Origin of the sequence: Clostridium sp. UBA871 (assembly GCF_002295255.1) — a bacterium.
GTDB lineage: Bacteria > Bacillota > Clostridia > Clostridiales > Clostridiaceae > Clostridium_J > Clostridium_J sulfidigenes.
This window is the reverse complement of sequence record NZ_DBFV01000004.1, coordinates 839,077-856,573: the sequence shown is the minus strand read 5'-3', so window position 1 is coordinate 856,573 and position 17,497 is coordinate 839,077. Positions and strand designations below refer to the sequence as shown.

The window sequence follows — 17,497 nt, the reverse complement described above, 5'->3', positions numbered from 1 at the left end:
GGTAAGTATGGATATAGTTGTTCAGAAATTTGGTGGTACATCAGTATCTAGTGAAAATAATAGAATATTAGTTACAAAAAAGATAAAAAAAGCTATAAAGGATGGATATAAACCTGTAGTAGTAGTATCAGCTATGGGGAGAAAAGGATCTCCTTATGCAACAGATACATTATTATCTTTAGTTAGTGAAGAATTTAAGATAAATAATCCAAGGGCCTTAGACTTACTTTTGTCCTGTGGTGAAACTTTAAGTACAGTGGTAATGTGTAATGATTTATTAAGAGAAGGTGTAGAGGCAGTTCCACTTATGGGTGGAGAAGCTGGTATAAGGACTGATAATAATTTTAATAATGCATCTATTTTAGATGTTAATCCGAAAAATGTACTAAAGGTATTAGAGCAGGGAAAAGTACCTATAGTAGCAGGTTTTCAAGGTATAAGTGAAGAGGGGAGCATCACTACCATAGGAAGAGGTGGAAGTGACGTTACAGGGGCAATTTTAGGAGCAGCACTAAAGGCAAAGGAAGTTCAAATATATACAGATGTTGATGGTATAATGACAGCAGATCCAAGAATAGTTTCTAAGGCTTCATTAATTGAGAGTATAAGCTATGATGAAGTATTCCAATTTGCTGATCAAGGAGCTAAAGTAATACATCCTAGAGCTGTTGAAATATCTAGAAAATATAATATTCCATTAGTAATTAAAAATACTCTTAGTGATTGTGAAGGGACTATTATTTCTTCTTATGGTGAGGACAATGAAAGAATTATCACTGGAATTACTCATATGAGTAATAGAGTTCAAATAAGAATTAATGGAGGCTCAAAGGAGCACTGCAATAATATATTTCATATTTTAGCTGAAAATGAAATAAGTATTGATTTGATAAGTGTATTTATAAATGATAAAATATTTACTATAAGTGAAGTAGATTTAGATAAGTTTAAAAATATAGCAGCTAATTATGAAATTGATTATCAGTATACAGAAAGTTGTAGCAAAATATCTATAATAGGTTCAAAGATGAGAGGAATACCTGGAGTTATGTCTAGAATTCTAAAGGCTTTAGAAGAAGGCAATATAGATATTCTTCAAACTGCTGATTCACATACAACTATTTGGTGTCTTGTAGAAAGTAATAAAGTCAAAGATGCTATAAATTTACTTCATAATGAATTTAAATTAGGATAGTATATAAACACCTCTTAATGCACAGAATAAGAAACATTAGGAGGTGTTTTTCCATGATTAATGAAGCGGAAAATAAAAAACATAAGGAAGATAAAGATACTAAACACAAAAAAAATAATAAAAGTAAAGTTATAATAAATGAAGAAAATGATGATGAACAAAATGAAGATGATAACTCTAAAGGGGTAAGTAAGGAAGTTGCAAACTTAAAAGAAGTAGGGGTCATGTCTGTAGCAAAGGCTGATGACAGGATTCAAGTTATACCTATAATAGGTCAAGTTGAAGGTCATAATATTTCTGGTAATCAAACTAAGTCTACTAAATATGAGTTAATTATTCCACAGTTAATAGCTATTGAGAGAGATAGCAATGTAAAAGGTATACTCATAGTATTGAATACTGCAGGAGGGGATGTAGAAGCAGGCTTAGCCATTGCAGAAATGATAACTAGTCTTAGTAAGCCTACAGTATCCATAGTCATAGGTGGAGGACATTCTATAGGAGTTCCATTAGCTACAGCATCAGATTATTCCTTTATAACTCCTTCAGCTACAATGATAGTGCACCCTGTAAGAATGAATGGATTTGTTATAGGTGTACCTCAAACCTTTGAATATTTTAGAAAGATGCAGGAGCGAATAGTTGAGTTTGTAGTTAGAACTTCAAAAATTGATTCAGACGATTTTAGAAGGCTTATGAGTCAAACAGATGAATTACTAAATGATATAGGAACTATATTGATAGGGGATCAAGCCGTAGAATGTGGTCTTATTGATGAAGTAGGTGGAATTAGAGAAGCCTTAGATAAATTAGAAGAGTTAATAAGTGAAGGTGAAAAAAATCAACTTGAAGTAAGTTCAGAAGAAAATATTAGTTAAGAAATAGATAAAATTTAACAATTCACCATTGAGTTGTCAGCAAAATCATGTTGGCAACTTTTTATTTGTAAAAAAATTTGAAATATAGGTGGATTTCAATGTACAATATATTGAGATGGATAAATGGAAATTATTTTCATGAATCTTAGGAAGAGTTTTGGAGGAGATACTATGACTAAAGGAAAAGAGCCTTTAAAAAAGAAAAACAGTAGTAAGAAGAGCACTGTTAAAAATAATAGTTCAAAAGCTAAGAGAGAAAAAAAGGATAAACTTTTTGATTTTAATGGAATTATACTGATAACCATAGGAGTTTTAATATTTTTAGCTTTACTATCAGTTATGTTTTCAGACCCAACATCTTTGGCAGGTTCTATGGGAGTATTTATTAATAGAATTTTTATAGGACTTCTTGGAATTGGTGCCTATGCTTTACCCTTTGTGCTTATATACATGGGAGTAAGTTACATAAAAATAGATAAATATTTAAAGGTAACAAAAAAATCCCTTGGAATTTTAATGTTTATAGTTATTACCATGATTTTTGTTGAGCTTATAGTATTACCTTCTTACTACGTAAAAGGAAATATGGCAAGTGCTATTATAAATCAATTTAAATCTAAGTCTGTACTTCATGGAGGTATTATATCTTTAGTAATTACTGTTCCTATAAGTTCACTTTTAGGAAAGGTAGGTAGCTATATAGTTTTATTTGCTTTATATATAATATCTTTAGTGTTAATTAATAATATTACTATAAAAGAGTTATTTACCTTTGAAAAAGTAGAAAGTAAAAAAAAGTCAAGGGATTTGAAGCAAACAAATATTGCAATTGATGAGGCTATGGAATATGTATCAGCAGATGGGAATACTAGAGACAATGGAAGCAGCGAAGAGTCGAAGATTAAAATTATAGATTTTATGAAGATGGATGAAGAAGAGAATAGATTTGAAGGAAAAACAGAAACAAGTATAGAACAACCTAATAAGTCAAAGGAAAATAGAAATAATATAGAGGATATAGATATTGACATTTCCTTTGGTGATGGAAACAAAATATATGCTTATGAACATCCTGCACCAGAACTCCTTCATAAAAATTTAAGTAGTATAGGTAAAAATAGCGATAAAAAAGACCTCCTTAATAGTGCTAATAAACTTCAAGAAACTTTAGAAAGTTTTGGAGTTGAAGCTAAGGTGATACAGGTTACAAAAGGTCCATCTGTAACCAGATTTGAATTACAACCCCATGTAGGAGTTAAGGTTAGCAAGATAGTTAATCTAGCAGATGATATAGCTCTAAACTTAGCAGCCTCAGGAGTTAGGATAGAGGCTCCAATCCCAGGAAAGGCAGCAGTAGGTATAGAAGTACCTAATAAAGATTTATCAGCAGTATTTTTAAGAGAGGTAATAGAAAGTGAAGAATTTACACTTGCTAAGAAAAATTTAGCCTTTGCCCTTGGAAAGGATATTGCAGGTAATTGTGTAGTGGGAGATTTATCTAAGATGCCTCACCTTTTGATTGCAGGAGCTACAGGGTCAGGAAAAAGTGTATGTATTAATACTCTTTTAATAAGTTTATTATATAAATATACACCTCAAGAGGTTAAATTGCTGTTAATAGACCCTAAAGTGGTAGAACTTAATATATACAATGGAATACCACACCTATTAATTCCAGTAGTTACAGAACCTAAAAAAGCTGCAGGAGCATTAAATTGGGCAGTTAATGAAATGACTAGAAGATATAAACTCTTTGCAGATAATAACGTAAGAAATATTGAAGGATATAACGACTTTGTAGAAAAGGGGATAATAGAAGAAAAGCTTCCATGGATTGTAATCATAATCGATGAGTTAGCAGACTTAATGATGGTATGTCCAAATGATGTTGAGGAATATATAGGTAGACTTGCTCAAATGGCTAGGGCTGCAGGAATGCATTTAGTAATAGCAACACAAAGACCATCTGTAGATGTAATTACAGGGGTAATTAAAGCTAATATACCATCTAGGATATCCTTTGCTGTTTCAAGTCAAATAGACTCAAGAACTATACTAGACTCTTCAGGAGCAGAGAAACTTTTAGGTAAAGGGGATATGCTATATTATCCTGTAGGTGAATCGAAGCCACTTAGAATTCAAGGAGCCTTTGTGTCTGAGGAAGAAGTAGAGACTGTAGTAGAATTTATTCGTAATGGATTAAAGGAATTAGAGTATAAAAAAGAAATCATGGATGAAATAGAAAATAGTGTTTCTAAATCTAAAGGTGGAGAAGATTGTGATGAGTTAATAGATGAAGCTATTAAAATTGTATTAGAAGAAGGGCAAGCTTCAACATCCTTGTTGCAGAGAAGGCTAAAAATAGGGTATAATAGAGCGGCTAGAATTATAGATGAAATGGAAGCTGAAGGGATTATCTCTGGTCGTAATGGAAGCAAGCCAAGACAGGTTTTTGGAAGAGATGATACCATGAGACAATAACTTCTTAATGAAACTTTCATTACAACACAAAAGAAGAGGTTTTAAATAATATATAGATCACTTAGGAGGATAAAGGTGGAAAAATTAAAATTTGGAGTAATAAATTTAGGTTGTGACAAGAATAGAATAGATGCAGAAATTATAATAAGTAGTTTGAAGAGTAGATATGAAGCGGTGACAGATGAAAGGCAGGCAGACATATTGCTAGTTAACACCTGTGGATTTATAGAAACTTCAAAGCAAGAATCTATTGATACCATATTAGAAATGGCAAAATATAAGAAAGATAAATGCAAGGTGCTCATAGCTACTGGGTGCTTAACTCAGAGATATGGTAGTGAGCTTTTAGAACTTATGCCGGAACTAGATATAATTTTAGGTGTAAATGATTATGATAAATTGCATGAATGTATTGAAAAATCTATGAAAACCGGAGAAAAGAGCTGTATTACAACTTATAGTGATACCAATATAAACATTGGTAATAGACAGGTTACAACAGGAGGAAGTACTGCTTATATAAGAATATCTGAAGGGTGTAACAATATTTGTGCCTACTGTGCAATTCCTAAAATAAGAGGAAGATACAGAAGTAGGGATATGGAAGATATCCTTAAAGAAGCTAAAGAGTTAGCTTTAAATGGATATAAGGAGTTAATTATAGTAGCGCAAGATACTACTAATTATGGGGTAGATATATATGGAAAAAAAACTTTACATATTCTTTTAAAAGAGCTAGATAAAATTAAAAGTATAAAATGGATAAGACTTCTTTATTGTTATGCAGAAGAGCTAACTGATGAAGTTATAAATGAAATAGCTATCAATGATAAGGTGTGTAAGTATATAGATATTCCTATACAACATATCAGCGATGATGTTTTAAAGGCTATGAGAAGAAAAGGAAGAAAGAAAATAATCACTGAAAATATTAAAAAGCTTAGAGATGCAGTTCCTAATATAACTATAAGAACTACTCTTATAGTAGGATTTCCAGGAGAAACAGAAGAGAATTTCTTAGAATTGTTAAATTTTGTCAAAGAAACTAAATTTGATAAGCTAGGAGTATTTACTTACTCTCAAGAGGAAGGTACTGTGGCTGCAGAAATGGAAGGTCAAATAGAAGAAAATATTAAAGAAGAAAGACTTCACTCTATAATGATGGCTCAACAAACTATATCAACAGAAATAAATGAAAATAAAATAGGTAGAACCTATGATGTATTGATTGAAAGTAAAGAAAAAGGAACATATTGTGGAAGAAGTTATGAAATGGCTCCAGAAATTGACGGAGAGGTTTATGTAAAATCTAATAAATTAAGTATAGGTGATTTTGTTAAGGTAAGAATAAAAGATGCACTAGAGTATGATTTAATAGGAGAAATCCTTAAATAATTTTTAGATTTATATATTTATAATAAAAAAATATTAATTAATAATATAGATAAGGATATAAAGTAAAATTAGTATTAATAAACTAAATAATTTTTAGATTTTATTGTATAATGTTTGTATAAGATAAAATAATTACTATTATAGAAAATTTGTTTTTGCTATTTACAATAAGAAGTAAATTTTAATTAGGTAAACAGATTATAAGATTGTTAAATTTCAGGAGTAGGAGATGTTAATGATGAATCTTGCAAATAAGCTTACAGTGCTAAGAATAATGTTAGTTCCGATATTCTTAATATGTGCAATGATTGATACCACCGCAACTAATATTATTGCTTTATCAATATTTATTATAGCTTCAGCAACAGATAAATTAGATGGCTATATAGCTAGAAGCAGAAATCAGATAACTAACTTTGGAAAATTCATGGATCCTCTAGCAGACAAGCTTTTAGTTACCTGTGCTCTAATACTTTTAGTTGAAAAAGGAATTGTTGCTGCCTGGGTAGTAGTTGTAATAATTGCTAGGGAATTTATAGTATCAGGATTAAGGACATTAGCTGCTTCACAAGGCGTGGTAATAGCTGCAAGTAATTGGGGAAAGCTGAAGACTGTAATTCAGATGATAGCTATCATAATGGGACTATTATCTCTAGTATATAATCCAGGGTGGCTTAATATTACAACCCAGGTTACCATATACCTAGCAGCTGTTATAACTATTGGATCTGGAGTGGATTATTTTATTAAAGGAAAAGATATTATAAATATTAATGAATAATGTTTATAATTCTATAACTATGTCAAAAATGGTAAAGAGTTCCTTGAAAGAAATTTAAAGGAACTCTTTACTATAACACTTGACCTGATAAATTAAATACTATATAATAAACATATAAGAACTATTGTTCGTGATGGAAGGATGTGAACCCTAAAGGGGAATTTATGAATAACGATAAATTAAAAGCATTAGAAGCAGCTATGGGACAGATAGAAAAGCAATTTGGTAAAGGCTCAATAATGAAATTAGGGGAAGAGAGCACTTTAAATATAGACTGCATATCTACAGGATGTTTAGGGCTAGATATTGCACTGGGAATTGGCGGAGTTCCAAGAGGAAGAATAATTGAGATTTTTGGGCCAGAATCCTCTGGTAAAACTACTGTAGCTTTACATGTAGTTGCAGAAGCTCAAAAGAACGGTGGTTGTGCAGCATATATAGATGCAGAACATGCCCTTGATCCGGTTTATGCAAAGGCATTAGGCGTAGACATAGATAACTTAATAGTATCTCAACCAGATACAGGTGAGCAGGCTCTTGAAATTACAGAAGCCTTAGTTAGATCTGGTGCAATAGATATAGTAGTTATAGACTCTGTTGCTGCCTTAGTTCCAAAGGCTGAAATTGAAGGTGAAATGGGAGATGCCCATGTAGGTCTTCAAGCTAGACTTATGTCTCAAGCTTTAAGAAAACTTACAGGTTCTATAAACAAATCAAAATGCTCTACTATATTTATAAACCAATTGAGAGAAAAAGTTGGAGTTATGTTTGGAAATCCAGAAACAACTCCAGGAGGAAGAGCTCTTAAATTCTATGCCTCTGTAAGAATTGATGTAAGAAAGATAGATACTATTAAACAAGGAGAAACCTTCTTAGGAAATAGAACTAGAGCTAAGATAACTAAGAATAAAGTTGCACCACCATTTAAACAATCAGAATTTGATATTATGTATGGTGAAGGAATATCTAGGGTTGGAGATATATTAGACATTGGTGTTAAAGAAGAAATTGTCCAAAAAAGTGGCGCTTGGTTTGCCTACGGAGACGTAAGACTAGGCCAAGGAAGAGAAAATGCTAAAAACTTTTTTAAGGAAAACCCAGAAATTGCCAATGAAATAGAAAATAAAATAAGGGAAAAATACTCTTTGCCATTAAATAACAATCCAGTAAAAGTTGAGAATAAAGTAGAAGAAAAGTAAATTACTTTATTAAATCAGATAAAAGATATGTGAAGCTTTAAGTAAAAATATATAACTTAAGCTTTACATATCTTTTTTAATTAAAATTTTAAATATTGTGTATGAAATATACAAATAAATGTATAATTAAAGTATGTGATATTTTAATGTAAAAATTAAAGGTGATATTCTAATTAAAAAATTTTTTTTAAAGGTTCAAGTCGAGCCTAAGAGCTAAGTTGAGAGAATTTGTAGTATTTAGTAATAACCTTGACAATGATGTTAAAGTAATATAAAATGAATACAAATACTGGTTTAATATAAGAGGAATTGAATAGAATATGCACCTTTTCGAGCTTTCATTTTACTGCTAATATATGTCATAAAAAAAGCAAAGGAGGTGTTGGAAATTGACTGAACCAAGTCAAATTATTTTAATAATAGCTATTGCGCTAGTTGTTTGTTTAGTCGCTATTTTTGTTTTTATTTATACAAGAAAGAATATATCTTTAGCTAATGTATCTAAATCAGAGGAAGATGCTAAAAAGATTTTAGGTGAGGCACAAAAAGAAGCAGAATCTAAAAAGAAAGAAGCAATCCTTGAAGCTAAAGAAGAAGTTCATAGATTAAGAGCTGATTTTGATAAAGAGTCCAGAGAAAGAAGAAATGAAATTCAGCGATTAGAAAGAAGGGTTCTTCAAAAAGAGGAAACTTTAGATAAGAAAACCCTATCAATAGAAAGAAAAGAAGAAGTATTATCTAAAAAACAACAAGAGGTTGAGACATTAGAATCAGGAATACAAGAATTATATAATAGTGTAAGAGAAGAATTACAAAGAGTAGCAGGATTAACCTCAGAAGAAGCAAAGCAAATACTATTAGACGAAGTAAAAAAAGAAATTAAACATGAAACAGCAATAATGATTAAAGAAATTGAAGCTAAAGCTAAAGAAGAAGCCGATAAAAAGGCAAGAGAAGTTATAACATATGCTATACAGAGATGTGCAGCAGACCATGTAGCTGAATCTACAGTACATGTTGTATCACTTCCTAACGATGAAATGAAGGGAAGGATTATTGGGCGTGAAGGTAGAAATATAAGAGCCCTTGAAACTTTAACTGGAGTTGATTTAATAATAGATGATACTCCGGAAGCTGTTATTCTTTCAGCTTTTGATCCTATTAGAAGAGAGGTAGCTAAAATTGCCTTAGAAAAACTAATAGTTGATGGAAGAATACACCCAGCAAGAATTGAGGAAATGGTTGAAAAAGCGAAAAAAGATGTTGAGAATGACATAAGAGAAGAGGGCGAGCAAGCCACCTTCGAAACTGGTATCCATGGATTACATGTGGAAATAATCAGACTTTTAGGAAGATTGAAATATAGAACTAGTTATGGTCAAAATGTATTAAAACATTCTATAGAAGTTTCATACTTAGCAGGTCTTATGGCGTCAGAGCTTGGAATGGATCCTACCATGGCAAAAAGGTGTGGATTATTACACGATATCGGAAAAGCTGTAGATCATGAAGTAGAAGGACCACATGCACTAATAGGTGCTGAGTTAGCTAAAAAATGTCATGAATCTCCAATAGTTGTAAACGCTATTGCAGCTCATCATGGAGATGTAGAGTATCAATCTCTAGAAGCAGTACTAGTTCAAGCAGCAGATGCTATATCAGCAGCTAGACCAGGTGCTAGAAGAGAAACTCTAGAAGCCTATATAAAAAGATTAGAAAAATTAGAAGAAATCGCAAACTCATATGAATGTGTAGAAAAGTCATATGCAATTCAAGCCGGAAGAGAAATCAGAATTATGATTAAACCAGATGATGTTGATGATGCAGGTGCTATTGAAGTGGCTAGAGATATTGTGAAGAAAATAGAATCAGAACTAGAATATCCAGGCCAAATAAAGGTTAATGTTATCAGAGAAACAAGAGCAGTAGAATATGCAAAGTAAAATTAGGTAATGAAAAAGGTGAGTCTCCTATTTAATAGGAGGCTTTTATTTTTGTCTATTATATTAAGTGAAACTATAATTTGCAATAATCTAAAATTGTATTTTCAATAAAAGGAATTTTCAATTAAATGTAGAAATAATATATAGGATTCTAATAATATTAGTTTAATAAGTAGTAATAGTAGTAGGAGGTTTAATATGGAAGTATTAAAAGTTTCAGCAAGATCTAATCCTAATTCAGTAGCAGGAGCTCTGGCAGGAGTACTAAGACAAAGTAGTGGGGCAGAAATTCAAGCTATAGGAGCAGGCGCAATCAATCAAGCAGTAAAGGCTGTAGCTATAGCTAGAGGATTTGTAGCGCCCAGTGGAATGGACCTGGTGTGTGTACCAGCATTTACAGATGTAGAAATTGATGGTGAAGAAAGAACTGCAATTAAATTGATAGTACAATCTAAAAATAATTTTTAGGTTATAAAGACATGAAATTAAAAATTTAATTTCATGTCTTTAGTCTTTATATGTAGGTAAATAAGCTTCAGAACTTTGGATAAATGTTATAAAAAATTAGTATGTAAATATAAAAAATGAGAATAATAATAGTAAGTTAAAATTACCATATAATCTTTACACTATATAGAATAAGTGTTATTATACAGATATGAAGTATATCTTTCATATGAAGTTCTAATGCATTTTAAAATTCATTAGATGTAGAATATCCAACTCGTTTATTATATTTTTGAGAATATAATTGAATGAAAAGGTTTAAATAATATTTCTTTTATTTGGATAGTTTTAATTATTTTATATTGTAAAGAATAAATATTAATGGGGGTAGTTATAATGATGCTATCAAAAAAAGCAATGGAAATTTCACCATCACTTACATTAGCAATTACAGCAAAGGCTAAAAAGATGAAAGCAGAGGGGATTGACGTTATAGGCTTCGGTGCAGGAGAGCCAGATTTTAATACTCCAAAAAATATACAGCAAGCTGCTATAAAGGCAATTGAAGCAGGTCAAACAAGATATACAGCGGCTTCAGGTATAATTGAATTAAAGGAAGCAGTTGTAAATAAGTTTAAAAAAGATAATAACTTAACTTATAAAACTTCTCAAATTATTATTTCAACAGGAGCTAAACAATGTTTAGCAAATATTTTTCAAGCTATATTAAATCCGGGAGATGAAGTTTTAATAGGTGCTCCATATTGGGTTAGTTATCCAGAACTTGTACAATTGGCTGATGGAGTTCCAACTTTTGTTGACACAGAAGAAAGTAATTCTTTTAAACTAACAATTGAATCTTTAGAAAAAGCAGTAACTAAAAAGACTAAAGCTATGATACTAAATAGCCCTAATAATCCAACAGGAACAGCTTATACGAAAGAAGAGTTAGAGAAAATTGCAACTTTTGCACAAAAACATGATATAATAATTATATCAGATGAAATATATGAAAAACTTTTATATGGAGAAAGTGGTCATATTTCTATAGCAAGTTTATCTGAAGATGCTTATAATAGAACAATAGTAATAAATGGGGTTTCAAAAGCTTATGCTATGACTGGATGGAGAATTGGTTATGCAGCAGCTAGTGAAAAGATAACTTCATTAATGTCAAACATACAAAGTCACACTACTTCAAATCCATGTTCAATATCTCAATATGCATCTGTAGAAGCTTTAAATGGAGATCAAAGCGAAGTTGAAAAAATGAAACAGGAATTTAAAAAGAGAAGAGATTTTATGGTAGATAAAATTAATTCTATAAATAACTTATCCTGTGTTAAACCAGAAGGTGCATTCTACGTTATGGTAAACATATCAAAGGTGTTAAATAAGGAAGTGGACGGAAAGATTATAAAAGACTCTCTTACATTCAGTGACTTACTTCTTGAGAAGGAGAAGGTTGCAGTAATACCTGGTATTGCTTTTGGAGTAGATGATTTTATAAGATTATCTTATGCTACATCTATGGAAAACATAGAAAAAGGATTGAATAGAATAGAAGACTTTGTTAATGGCATAAAATAATTTCTCGTAAATGAGGTGATAATATGCTAACAAAGGAAATAATCATTAATAATCCACAGGGATTGCATGCAAGACCAGCAACTTTATTAGTTCAAAAGGCTACTACTTTTAAGTGTGAAGTTACTATAGAATGTAATGGTAAAGGAGCTAATGCAAAAAGTCTCATTGGAGTATTATCCTTAGGAGTTAATAAGGGATATACAGTAAAAATTATAACTAACGGAACTGATGAGGAACTTGCACTTACAGAAATCATTTCTACTGTAGAAGGATTATAATTCAAATAAAAGAACTGCTTAGGCAGTTCTTTTGTTCTATAGTAGCCTTTGTAAAGGAGGAGGATTTTATGAATGAAATAATATTACATAGTAAAAAGGAACTTTATTTAGAAAAAAATAAACATTTTATTCAATGCTTCCTAGATATTAAGGGTGGAAGAAGTAAATATACAGCTATTAGCTATGAGAAAGACATAAAGGATTTTTATAATAAGTCTGATGTAACTGAAATAACCATAGAAAATATAAGAGAAATAAATATATTTCATGTTCAAAAATTTATCCTTGATTTGCAAAATCAAGGATTATCTTCTGCAACTATTAATAGAAAGATATCATCGCTTTCTGCTCTTTATAAGTGGCTTATGAAGTATGAAGATAATTACAGTGATATAAGAATTATTAAGTATAATCCTTTTGCTAATGTGAAGGAAGAAAAACCTATTGTAACTAATAAAGTTACAGAATTTTTGACTGAGGAAGAAAGTAAGATTTTACTGGGAAGTATTGATACTACAACTGTACTAGGACTTAGGAATAAAGCTATATTAGCATTAGCACTCACCACTGCACTAAGAAAATCAGAAATGATAAATATAAAAATATGTCATATAAAAAAGTATGGAGAGTATGATGTTATAGAAGTCACTAGAAAAGGAAATAAAAAAGATTTAGTAAAGCTTCAACCTAAGGTGAAAAGTTTAATTGAAAAATACATTTTAGTTACAGGAAGAGATAAAGAAGAGTATAACAATAGTTATTTATTTATAGGACACTCCTCTAATAATAGAAATGGAGAGAAGTTAAATCCTAGTACTTTAAACTATATGCTTAAAAATATATGTAGTAAGTGCAATATAAATAAAAAATTAAAAGTTCACTCCACTAGACATACAGCTATAACTATGGCCATTACTCAAGGAGCTACCATAGAAAAAGTTAGAGAATTTGCAGCTCATAGTAGTATTGCTACTACCAATAGATATGTTCACTCTATAGACAAGCTTAAAGATAATCCAGGAGATAATATGGATATAATATAAAGTTATAGGAATTTATTAGAGGCTAAAGGCATACATTTTTAATGTAATATAAAAAATGGAGGTATGTTCATGGCTTTTGATAATGAATATGAATTTGTACCCTTGGCGCCTATGACACATAATTCTTTGCCCGATGAAATGAAAGATTTCATATCTGTATGTGGTATGATGGGAATAATGCCAAGAAATAATTTTATACATCCAATGCAAAAAGAGCTGGCTCAAGTTATAGATTTAAAAGAAACTAATGAGGACATAGATATTCCTGCGGAGACTTATTTAGATGAAGACTTTGAAGATGATGTAGAGAGATATGTAGAGGAGAATGGAAATAGATTATTGAAAGACTTTGATGATGAAAAAGACTTTAATTCTACACCGGTTTCATCAAAAGAAGATAATAATGATGAACTTATGAGGATAGAAAAAGTTATTAAATCCATAGAAAGAAATAATCTAGGAGTATTCAAATTTTTAGAAGTTAATGGAATGCCTTATGACAAGGCAAAAAAATTTATTAGAAGAGTAGTAAGGCTATCAATTCGTTATAATGAATAACATGAATAAAAAAATCGACTATGTCGATTTTTTTAATTTTTATAATAAATTATATAGTAATATTTACCTTTAATTATATATATAAATTAATAGGACACATTATTTTAAGGTTTAAATTTTAAATTATAAATTAATGTTTATTAATTAGAAATGGGGGTATAAAATGAAGTACACAAGATACAATATTAAATCTAAACCAAAGAGTAGTAACAGTTTTTTATTTTATTTAGCTATAACCTTACTTTTGGCATTACTATTAGGAACTTTTATATTTAAATTTGTACTTAAAGACTCAGGTAAAATAGGCTTTATTAAGGGTATAGATATAAATAATTCTGAACAACAACAAAATAGTGGTAAAGTACCTGGTAAAAGTGAAGTAAAGGAAGAAGGAAATTCAACTGGAATAAAGGAAGAAAAAGCTGTGTCAGAATATAATTTTTATATACTACAGTGTGGTGTATTTAAAGTTAAAAGTAACGCTAATGAAACATTAAATAAATTATCAGCCTTTGGTAATCCTTTTATAGGGCAAGAGGGAGAGCTATCTAAGGTGTATTTTGGAATGTATTCTGATAAAAACATAGAAAATGGAGCTTCAATATTAAAAGAAAAGGGAATAGATAATACTAAAGTAACTATAAATATACCTATGGAAGATAATTCTACAAAACAATTTTGTGAAATTGTAGATAGTTTGTTGCAAGTTGTAAATAAGACTTCAGAAAGTGGTGTAAAATCTATTAATACCAGTGAACTTAAAAAGTGGATAGATGGATTGGAGAAAATAGATGAGAACATGAAACAATACAATGAAGTTAATTCTTTGAAGGAATATATAAAGGCTCTTCCAGATGAAGTAGATAAAAATAAGGATGGAGAAGTATTAAAATATGTTTATGACCAGCTAATAAAGTTTAAAAAATAAGGTATATATTATTTTTAATAAGTTGATATAAGGCTATCTGTGAACAAAAGTTCACAGATAGCCTTAATTTATAAAAAAAGTTTAAAAAATTTGTTATAGTCTTGTGTAAAAAAATATTAAATGTTACACTATATTAGATATAAAATGTTATATTGGTTAATACAAATAGTATATTGCACATTTTAAATATACTGGGGGATGTTTTTTATGGGAAAATCATATAAAACCGCTAAAGAGTATGTATTTATAACTCTTCTGGGGGCTATTTCTGGAAGCTTTATTGGAGAATTTTTAGGAAATACTTTTAAAGCCTTAGATTTTTTAGGAAAAAACTACTTTATAGGATTAAAAAATCCTTTAGTCATTGATTTAAAGGTCTTAGAATTAACTTTTGGACTAGGATTTGGTTTGAATTTAATGGCTATAGTAGGTATGGTTTTAGCAATAGTATTATTTAAGAGATTCTAGGAGGAAGTTATGGATATAGTATTAGCTTCTGCATCACCAAGAAGACAGGAATTATTAAAAAGGTTAGTAGATAATTTTAAAATAGAGATTAGTAACTTTGATGAGTATTCTGTTGAATTTCAAGGTGATATAGATAAACATGTGTGTGATTTAGCTGAAGGAAAAGCTAGAAATATTTTGAATAAAGTGCAGAAAGATAGTATTGTCATAGGCTGTGATACTGTAGTATATTTAAATGGGAAAATTCTTGGGAAACCAATAAATGATAAAGATGCATTTGAAATGCTAAGGTCACTCAGTGGAAATGTACATAAAGTTTATTCCGGGCTAGTTTTAATAAACAGTAAAACCAAGGAATTAATAAGAAAAAGCGTTTGTACTGAAGTTAAATTTATGAACCTATCTGAGGATATGATACTTAGGTATATTGAATCAGGTCAATGTAATGGTAAAGCTGGTGCCTATGGGATACAAGATAATGCTGCTATTTTTGTGGAGAATATTAATGGCTGTTATTACAATGTAGTAGGATTGCCTTTAAATACTTTATATTTATCACTAAGGGAGATGGGGGTAAATCAATAAAGGAGTTAGTTTATGAACTATAAATTAAAGATTAAAGATTTACCTAAAAATGAAAGACCTAGAGAAAAAATGTTAAGGTATGGGGCAGAATACCTGTCTAATTCTGAACTTTTAGCCCTTATATTGAGGACTGGAACAAAGGAAGATAGTGTTTTAAATCTATGTGATAGGTTATTATCTCATTGTGGAGGCATAAATGGAATTTTCAGCCCCAGTATTAATGATTTAAAGCAGGTAAAAGGAATAGGGGAGGTTAAAGCTACTCAAGTTTTAGCCCTTGCAGAGCTAGCTACCAGATTTAATTCTTTTAAATCCGGTGAAGAGCATATTGTAAGTAGTCCTAAAGATGTGTCTAATTATATGATGAGACAAATGAAAGGTTTAAAAAAAGAATATTTTAAGCTAATTATGTTAAATACTAAAAACATAATTATATCAGTTAAAGATATTTCTATAGGAAATTTAAATAGTTCCATTGTTCATCCGAGAGAAGTCTTTATAGAAGCTATAAAGCTTAGTAGTGCATCAGTGATATTGTGTCACAATCATCCATCAGGTGATCCAACACCTAGCAAAGAGGATATACTAATAACTAAAAGACTAAAGGAGTGTGGAACATTACTAGGAATTGAAGTTTTAGATCATATTATTATTGGTAACGAAGCTTATATAAGCTTAAAAGAAAAAGGTATTATATAGATTGAGAGGAGAGTTTTTATGGGTTTTTTTGGAAGTACTAGAGACATTGGAATAGATTTAGGAACTGCAAACACATTAGTATATATTAAAGGAAAAGGTATCGTACTTAGAGAACCTTCCGTTGTAGCAATAAATAAAAATACAGGAAAAGTTTTAGCTGTAGGTAATGAAGCTAAAAATATGATAGGTAGAACACCAGGAAATATTGTAGCTATAAGACCAATGAAAGATGGAGTTATAGCAGATTTTGATGTAACTGAAAAAATGCTTAGACATTTTATTGAAAAAGTTGGAGGTAAAAATTCCTTTAAAAGTCCAAGAATCGTAGTTTGTTTCCCATCTGGGGTAACTGAAGTAGAGAAGAGAGCGATTGAAGAAGCAACTAAGAGTGCTGGAGCTAGAGAAGTTGGATTATTAGAAGAACCAATGGCAGCGGCTATAGGTGCTGGACTTCCAGTTGGAGAACCTACAGGAAGCATGGTTGTAGATATCGGTGGAGGTACTACAGAAGTAGCAATAATATCTTTAGGTGGAGTTGTTACAAGTATGTCATTAAGAGTTGCAGGTGATGAATTAGATCAAGCAATTATAGCATACATAAAAAAACAATATAACTTAATGATTGGTGAGAGAACTTCGGAAAATATAAAAATACAATTAGGTTCAGCTTACGAGGTAGAAGAAAAGGCAGAGAATATGCAAATTAGAGGAAGAGATTTAATAAGTGGTCTTCCTAAAGTAGTGGAAATAGGTGAAGATGAAGTAAGAGAAGCTTTAAGAGAACCTGTATACTCTATTATAGAGGCTATAAAAACAACACTAGAAAAAACACCACCAGAACTTGCAGCAGATATTATGGATAAAGGTATAATGCTTACAGGTGGAGGAGCCTTATTAAAAGGATTAGATGCACTAATAGCCCATGAAACCCATATGCCAGTAAATATAGCAGAAATACCATTAGATTGTGTAGCTGTAGGAACTGGAAAAGCATTAGATAATGTAGATATTATGAGTAGAAGATAAAAA

The 17,497-nt window shown here is 30.5% G+C and carries 17 protein-coding genes; all 17 read left to right on the top strand.

What is annotated here, in order from left to right; genetic code table 11:
- The first annotated feature begins 7 nt into the window (after nt 1–7).
- The 17 genes from dapG to B3086_RS10040 all read left to right on the top strand — a co-directional run bounded on the left by dapG (nt 8) and on the right by B3086_RS10040 (nt 17,494).
- Nucleotides 8–1,195: an aspartate kinase gene (gene dapG / locus B3086_RS10120; RefSeq protein ID WP_346848373.1), complete on the top strand. Its 1,188-nt coding sequence runs from the start codon at nt 8–10 to the stop codon at nt 1,193–1,195.
- A 53-nt stretch (nt 1,196–1,248) separates the two neighbouring features.
- On the top strand, nt 1,249–2,073 hold the full coding sequence (locus B3086_RS10115) for a ClpP family protease (RefSeq protein WP_346848374.1): 825 nt from the start codon (nt 1,249–1,251) through the stop codon (nt 2,071–2,073).
- 171 nt (nt 2,074–2,244) lie between these two features.
- The gene (locus tag B3086_RS10110; RefSeq protein WP_346848375.1) at nt 2,245–4,554 is read left to right on the top strand and encodes an FtsK/SpoIIIE family DNA translocase; all 2,310 of its coding nucleotides are present in this window, start codon (nt 2,245–2,247) and stop codon (nt 4,552–4,554) included.
- Between the two features lie 75 nt (nt 4,555–4,629).
- Entirely contained in the window at nt 4,630–5,949 is a 1,320-nt protein-coding gene (rimO, locus tag B3086_RS10105) for a 30S ribosomal protein S12 methylthiotransferase RimO (protein ID WP_346848376.1), read from the top strand.
- Between the two features lie 238 nt (nt 5,950–6,187).
- Nucleotides 6,188–6,730, top strand: a complete 543-nt coding sequence (gene pgsA, locus B3086_RS10100) for a CDP-diacylglycerol--glycerol-3-phosphate 3-phosphatidyltransferase (protein WP_346848509.1) — start codon at nt 6,188–6,190, stop codon at nt 6,728–6,730.
- A 164-nt stretch (nt 6,731–6,894) separates the two neighbouring features.
- Nucleotides 6,895–7,929 carry a recombinase RecA gene (gene recA, locus B3086_RS10095; RefSeq protein WP_035128736.1) on the top strand — a complete coding sequence of 345 codons (1,035 nt, stop codon included), beginning with the start codon at nt 6,895–6,897 and terminating at the stop codon, nt 7,927–7,929.
- A gap of 389 nt (nt 7,930–8,318) precedes the next feature.
- Nucleotides 8,319–9,872 carry a ribonuclease Y gene (gene rny, locus B3086_RS10090; protein ID WP_051823775.1) on the top strand — a complete coding sequence of 518 codons (1,554 nt, stop codon included), beginning with the start codon at nt 8,319–8,321 and terminating at the stop codon, nt 9,870–9,872.
- Nucleotides 9,873–10,070: 198 nt separating this feature from the next.
- A complete protein-coding gene (locus tag B3086_RS10085) occupies nt 10,071–10,340 on the top strand; it encodes a stage V sporulation protein S (protein ID WP_035128739.1) in 270 nt (89 codons plus the stop codon).
- Nucleotides 10,341–10,715: 375 nt separating this feature from the next.
- Nucleotides 10,716–11,909, top strand: a complete 1,194-nt coding sequence (locus tag B3086_RS10080; protein WP_346848378.1) for a pyridoxal phosphate-dependent aminotransferase — start codon at nt 10,716–10,718, stop codon at nt 11,907–11,909.
- A gap of 23 nt (nt 11,910–11,932) precedes the next feature.
- A complete protein-coding gene (locus B3086_RS10075; RefSeq protein WP_035128745.1) occupies nt 11,933–12,187 on the top strand; it encodes an HPr family phosphocarrier protein in 255 nt (84 codons plus the stop codon).
- Nucleotides 12,188–12,255: 68 nt separating this feature from the next.
- Complete coding sequence (locus tag B3086_RS10070; RefSeq protein ID WP_346848379.1) at nt 12,256–13,230, top strand: tyrosine-type recombinase/integrase; 975 nt, start codon at nt 12,256–12,258, stop codon at nt 13,228–13,230.
- Nucleotides 13,231–13,299: 69 nt separating this feature from the next.
- Nucleotides 13,300–13,788: a hypothetical protein gene (locus tag B3086_RS10065; protein WP_346848380.1), complete on the top strand. Its 489-nt coding sequence runs from the start codon at nt 13,300–13,302 to the stop codon at nt 13,786–13,788.
- 163 nt (nt 13,789–13,951) lie between these two features.
- Nucleotides 13,952–14,716, top strand: a complete 765-nt coding sequence (locus tag B3086_RS10060) for an SPOR domain-containing protein (protein ID WP_346848381.1) — start codon at nt 13,952–13,954, stop codon at nt 14,714–14,716.
- Nucleotides 14,717–14,923: 207 nt separating this feature from the next.
- The gene (locus B3086_RS10055) at nt 14,924–15,184 is read left to right on the top strand and encodes a DUF4321 domain-containing protein (RefSeq protein WP_035128757.1); all 261 of its coding nucleotides are present in this window, start codon (nt 14,924–14,926) and stop codon (nt 15,182–15,184) included.
- 9 nt (nt 15,185–15,193) lie between these two features.
- A complete protein-coding gene (locus B3086_RS10050) occupies nt 15,194–15,769 on the top strand; it encodes a Maf-like protein (RefSeq protein WP_346878631.1) in 576 nt (191 codons plus the stop codon).
- Between the two features lie 12 nt (nt 15,770–15,781).
- Nucleotides 15,782–16,468 (top strand): RadC family protein, encoded by a 687-nt coding sequence (gene radC, locus B3086_RS10045; protein WP_346880169.1) that lies wholly within the window; start codon nt 15,782–15,784, stop codon nt 16,466–16,468.
- A gap of 18 nt (nt 16,469–16,486) precedes the next feature.
- A complete protein-coding gene (locus B3086_RS10040) occupies nt 16,487–17,494 on the top strand; it encodes a rod shape-determining protein (RefSeq protein ID WP_346848383.1) in 1,008 nt (335 codons plus the stop codon).
- Nucleotides 17,495–17,497 lie beyond the last annotated feature (3 nt).

What these genes read in the sequence shown, in the direction of transcription:
- radC (WP_346880169.1), top strand. Translation starts at nt 15,782, where the DNA reads ATGAACTATAAATTAAAGATTAAAGATTTACCTAAAAATGAAAGACCT.
- B3086_RS10060 (WP_346848381.1), top strand. Translation starts at nt 13,952, where the DNA reads ATGAAGTACACAAGATACAATATTAAATCTAAACCAAAGAGTAGTAAC.
- B3086_RS10065 (WP_346848380.1), top strand. Translation starts at nt 13,300, where the DNA reads ATGGCTTTTGATAATGAATATGAATTTGTACCCTTGGCGCCTATGACA.
- B3086_RS10115 (WP_346848374.1), top strand. Translation starts at nt 1,249, where the DNA reads ATGATTAATGAAGCGGAAAATAAAAAACATAAGGAAGATAAAGATACT.
- B3086_RS10080 (WP_346848378.1), top strand. Translation starts at nt 10,716, where the DNA reads ATGATGCTATCAAAAAAAGCAATGGAAATTTCACCATCACTTACATTA.
- dapG (WP_346848373.1), top strand. Translation starts at nt 8, where the DNA reads ATGGATATAGTTGTTCAGAAATTTGGTGGTACATCAGTATCTAGTGAA.
- B3086_RS10110 (WP_346848375.1), top strand. Translation starts at nt 2,245, where the DNA reads ATGACTAAAGGAAAAGAGCCTTTAAAAAAGAAAAACAGTAGTAAGAAG.
- B3086_RS10070 (WP_346848379.1), top strand. Translation starts at nt 12,256, where the DNA reads ATGAATGAAATAATATTACATAGTAAAAAGGAACTTTATTTAGAAAAA.
- pgsA (WP_346848509.1), top strand. Translation starts at nt 6,188, where the DNA reads ATGAATCTTGCAAATAAGCTTACAGTGCTAAGAATAATGTTAGTTCCG.
- B3086_RS10085 (WP_035128739.1), top strand. Translation starts at nt 10,071, where the DNA reads ATGGAAGTATTAAAAGTTTCAGCAAGATCTAATCCTAATTCAGTAGCA.
- B3086_RS10050 (WP_346878631.1), top strand. Translation starts at nt 15,194, where the DNA reads ATGGATATAGTATTAGCTTCTGCATCACCAAGAAGACAGGAATTATTA.
- B3086_RS10075 (WP_035128745.1), top strand. Translation starts at nt 11,933, where the DNA reads ATGCTAACAAAGGAAATAATCATTAATAATCCACAGGGATTGCATGCA.
- B3086_RS10040 (WP_346848383.1), top strand. Translation starts at nt 16,487, where the DNA reads ATGGGTTTTTTTGGAAGTACTAGAGACATTGGAATAGATTTAGGAACT.
- recA (WP_035128736.1), top strand. Translation starts at nt 6,895, where the DNA reads ATGAATAACGATAAATTAAAAGCATTAGAAGCAGCTATGGGACAGATA.
- B3086_RS10055 (WP_035128757.1), top strand. Translation starts at nt 14,924, where the DNA reads ATGGGAAAATCATATAAAACCGCTAAAGAGTATGTATTTATAACTCTT.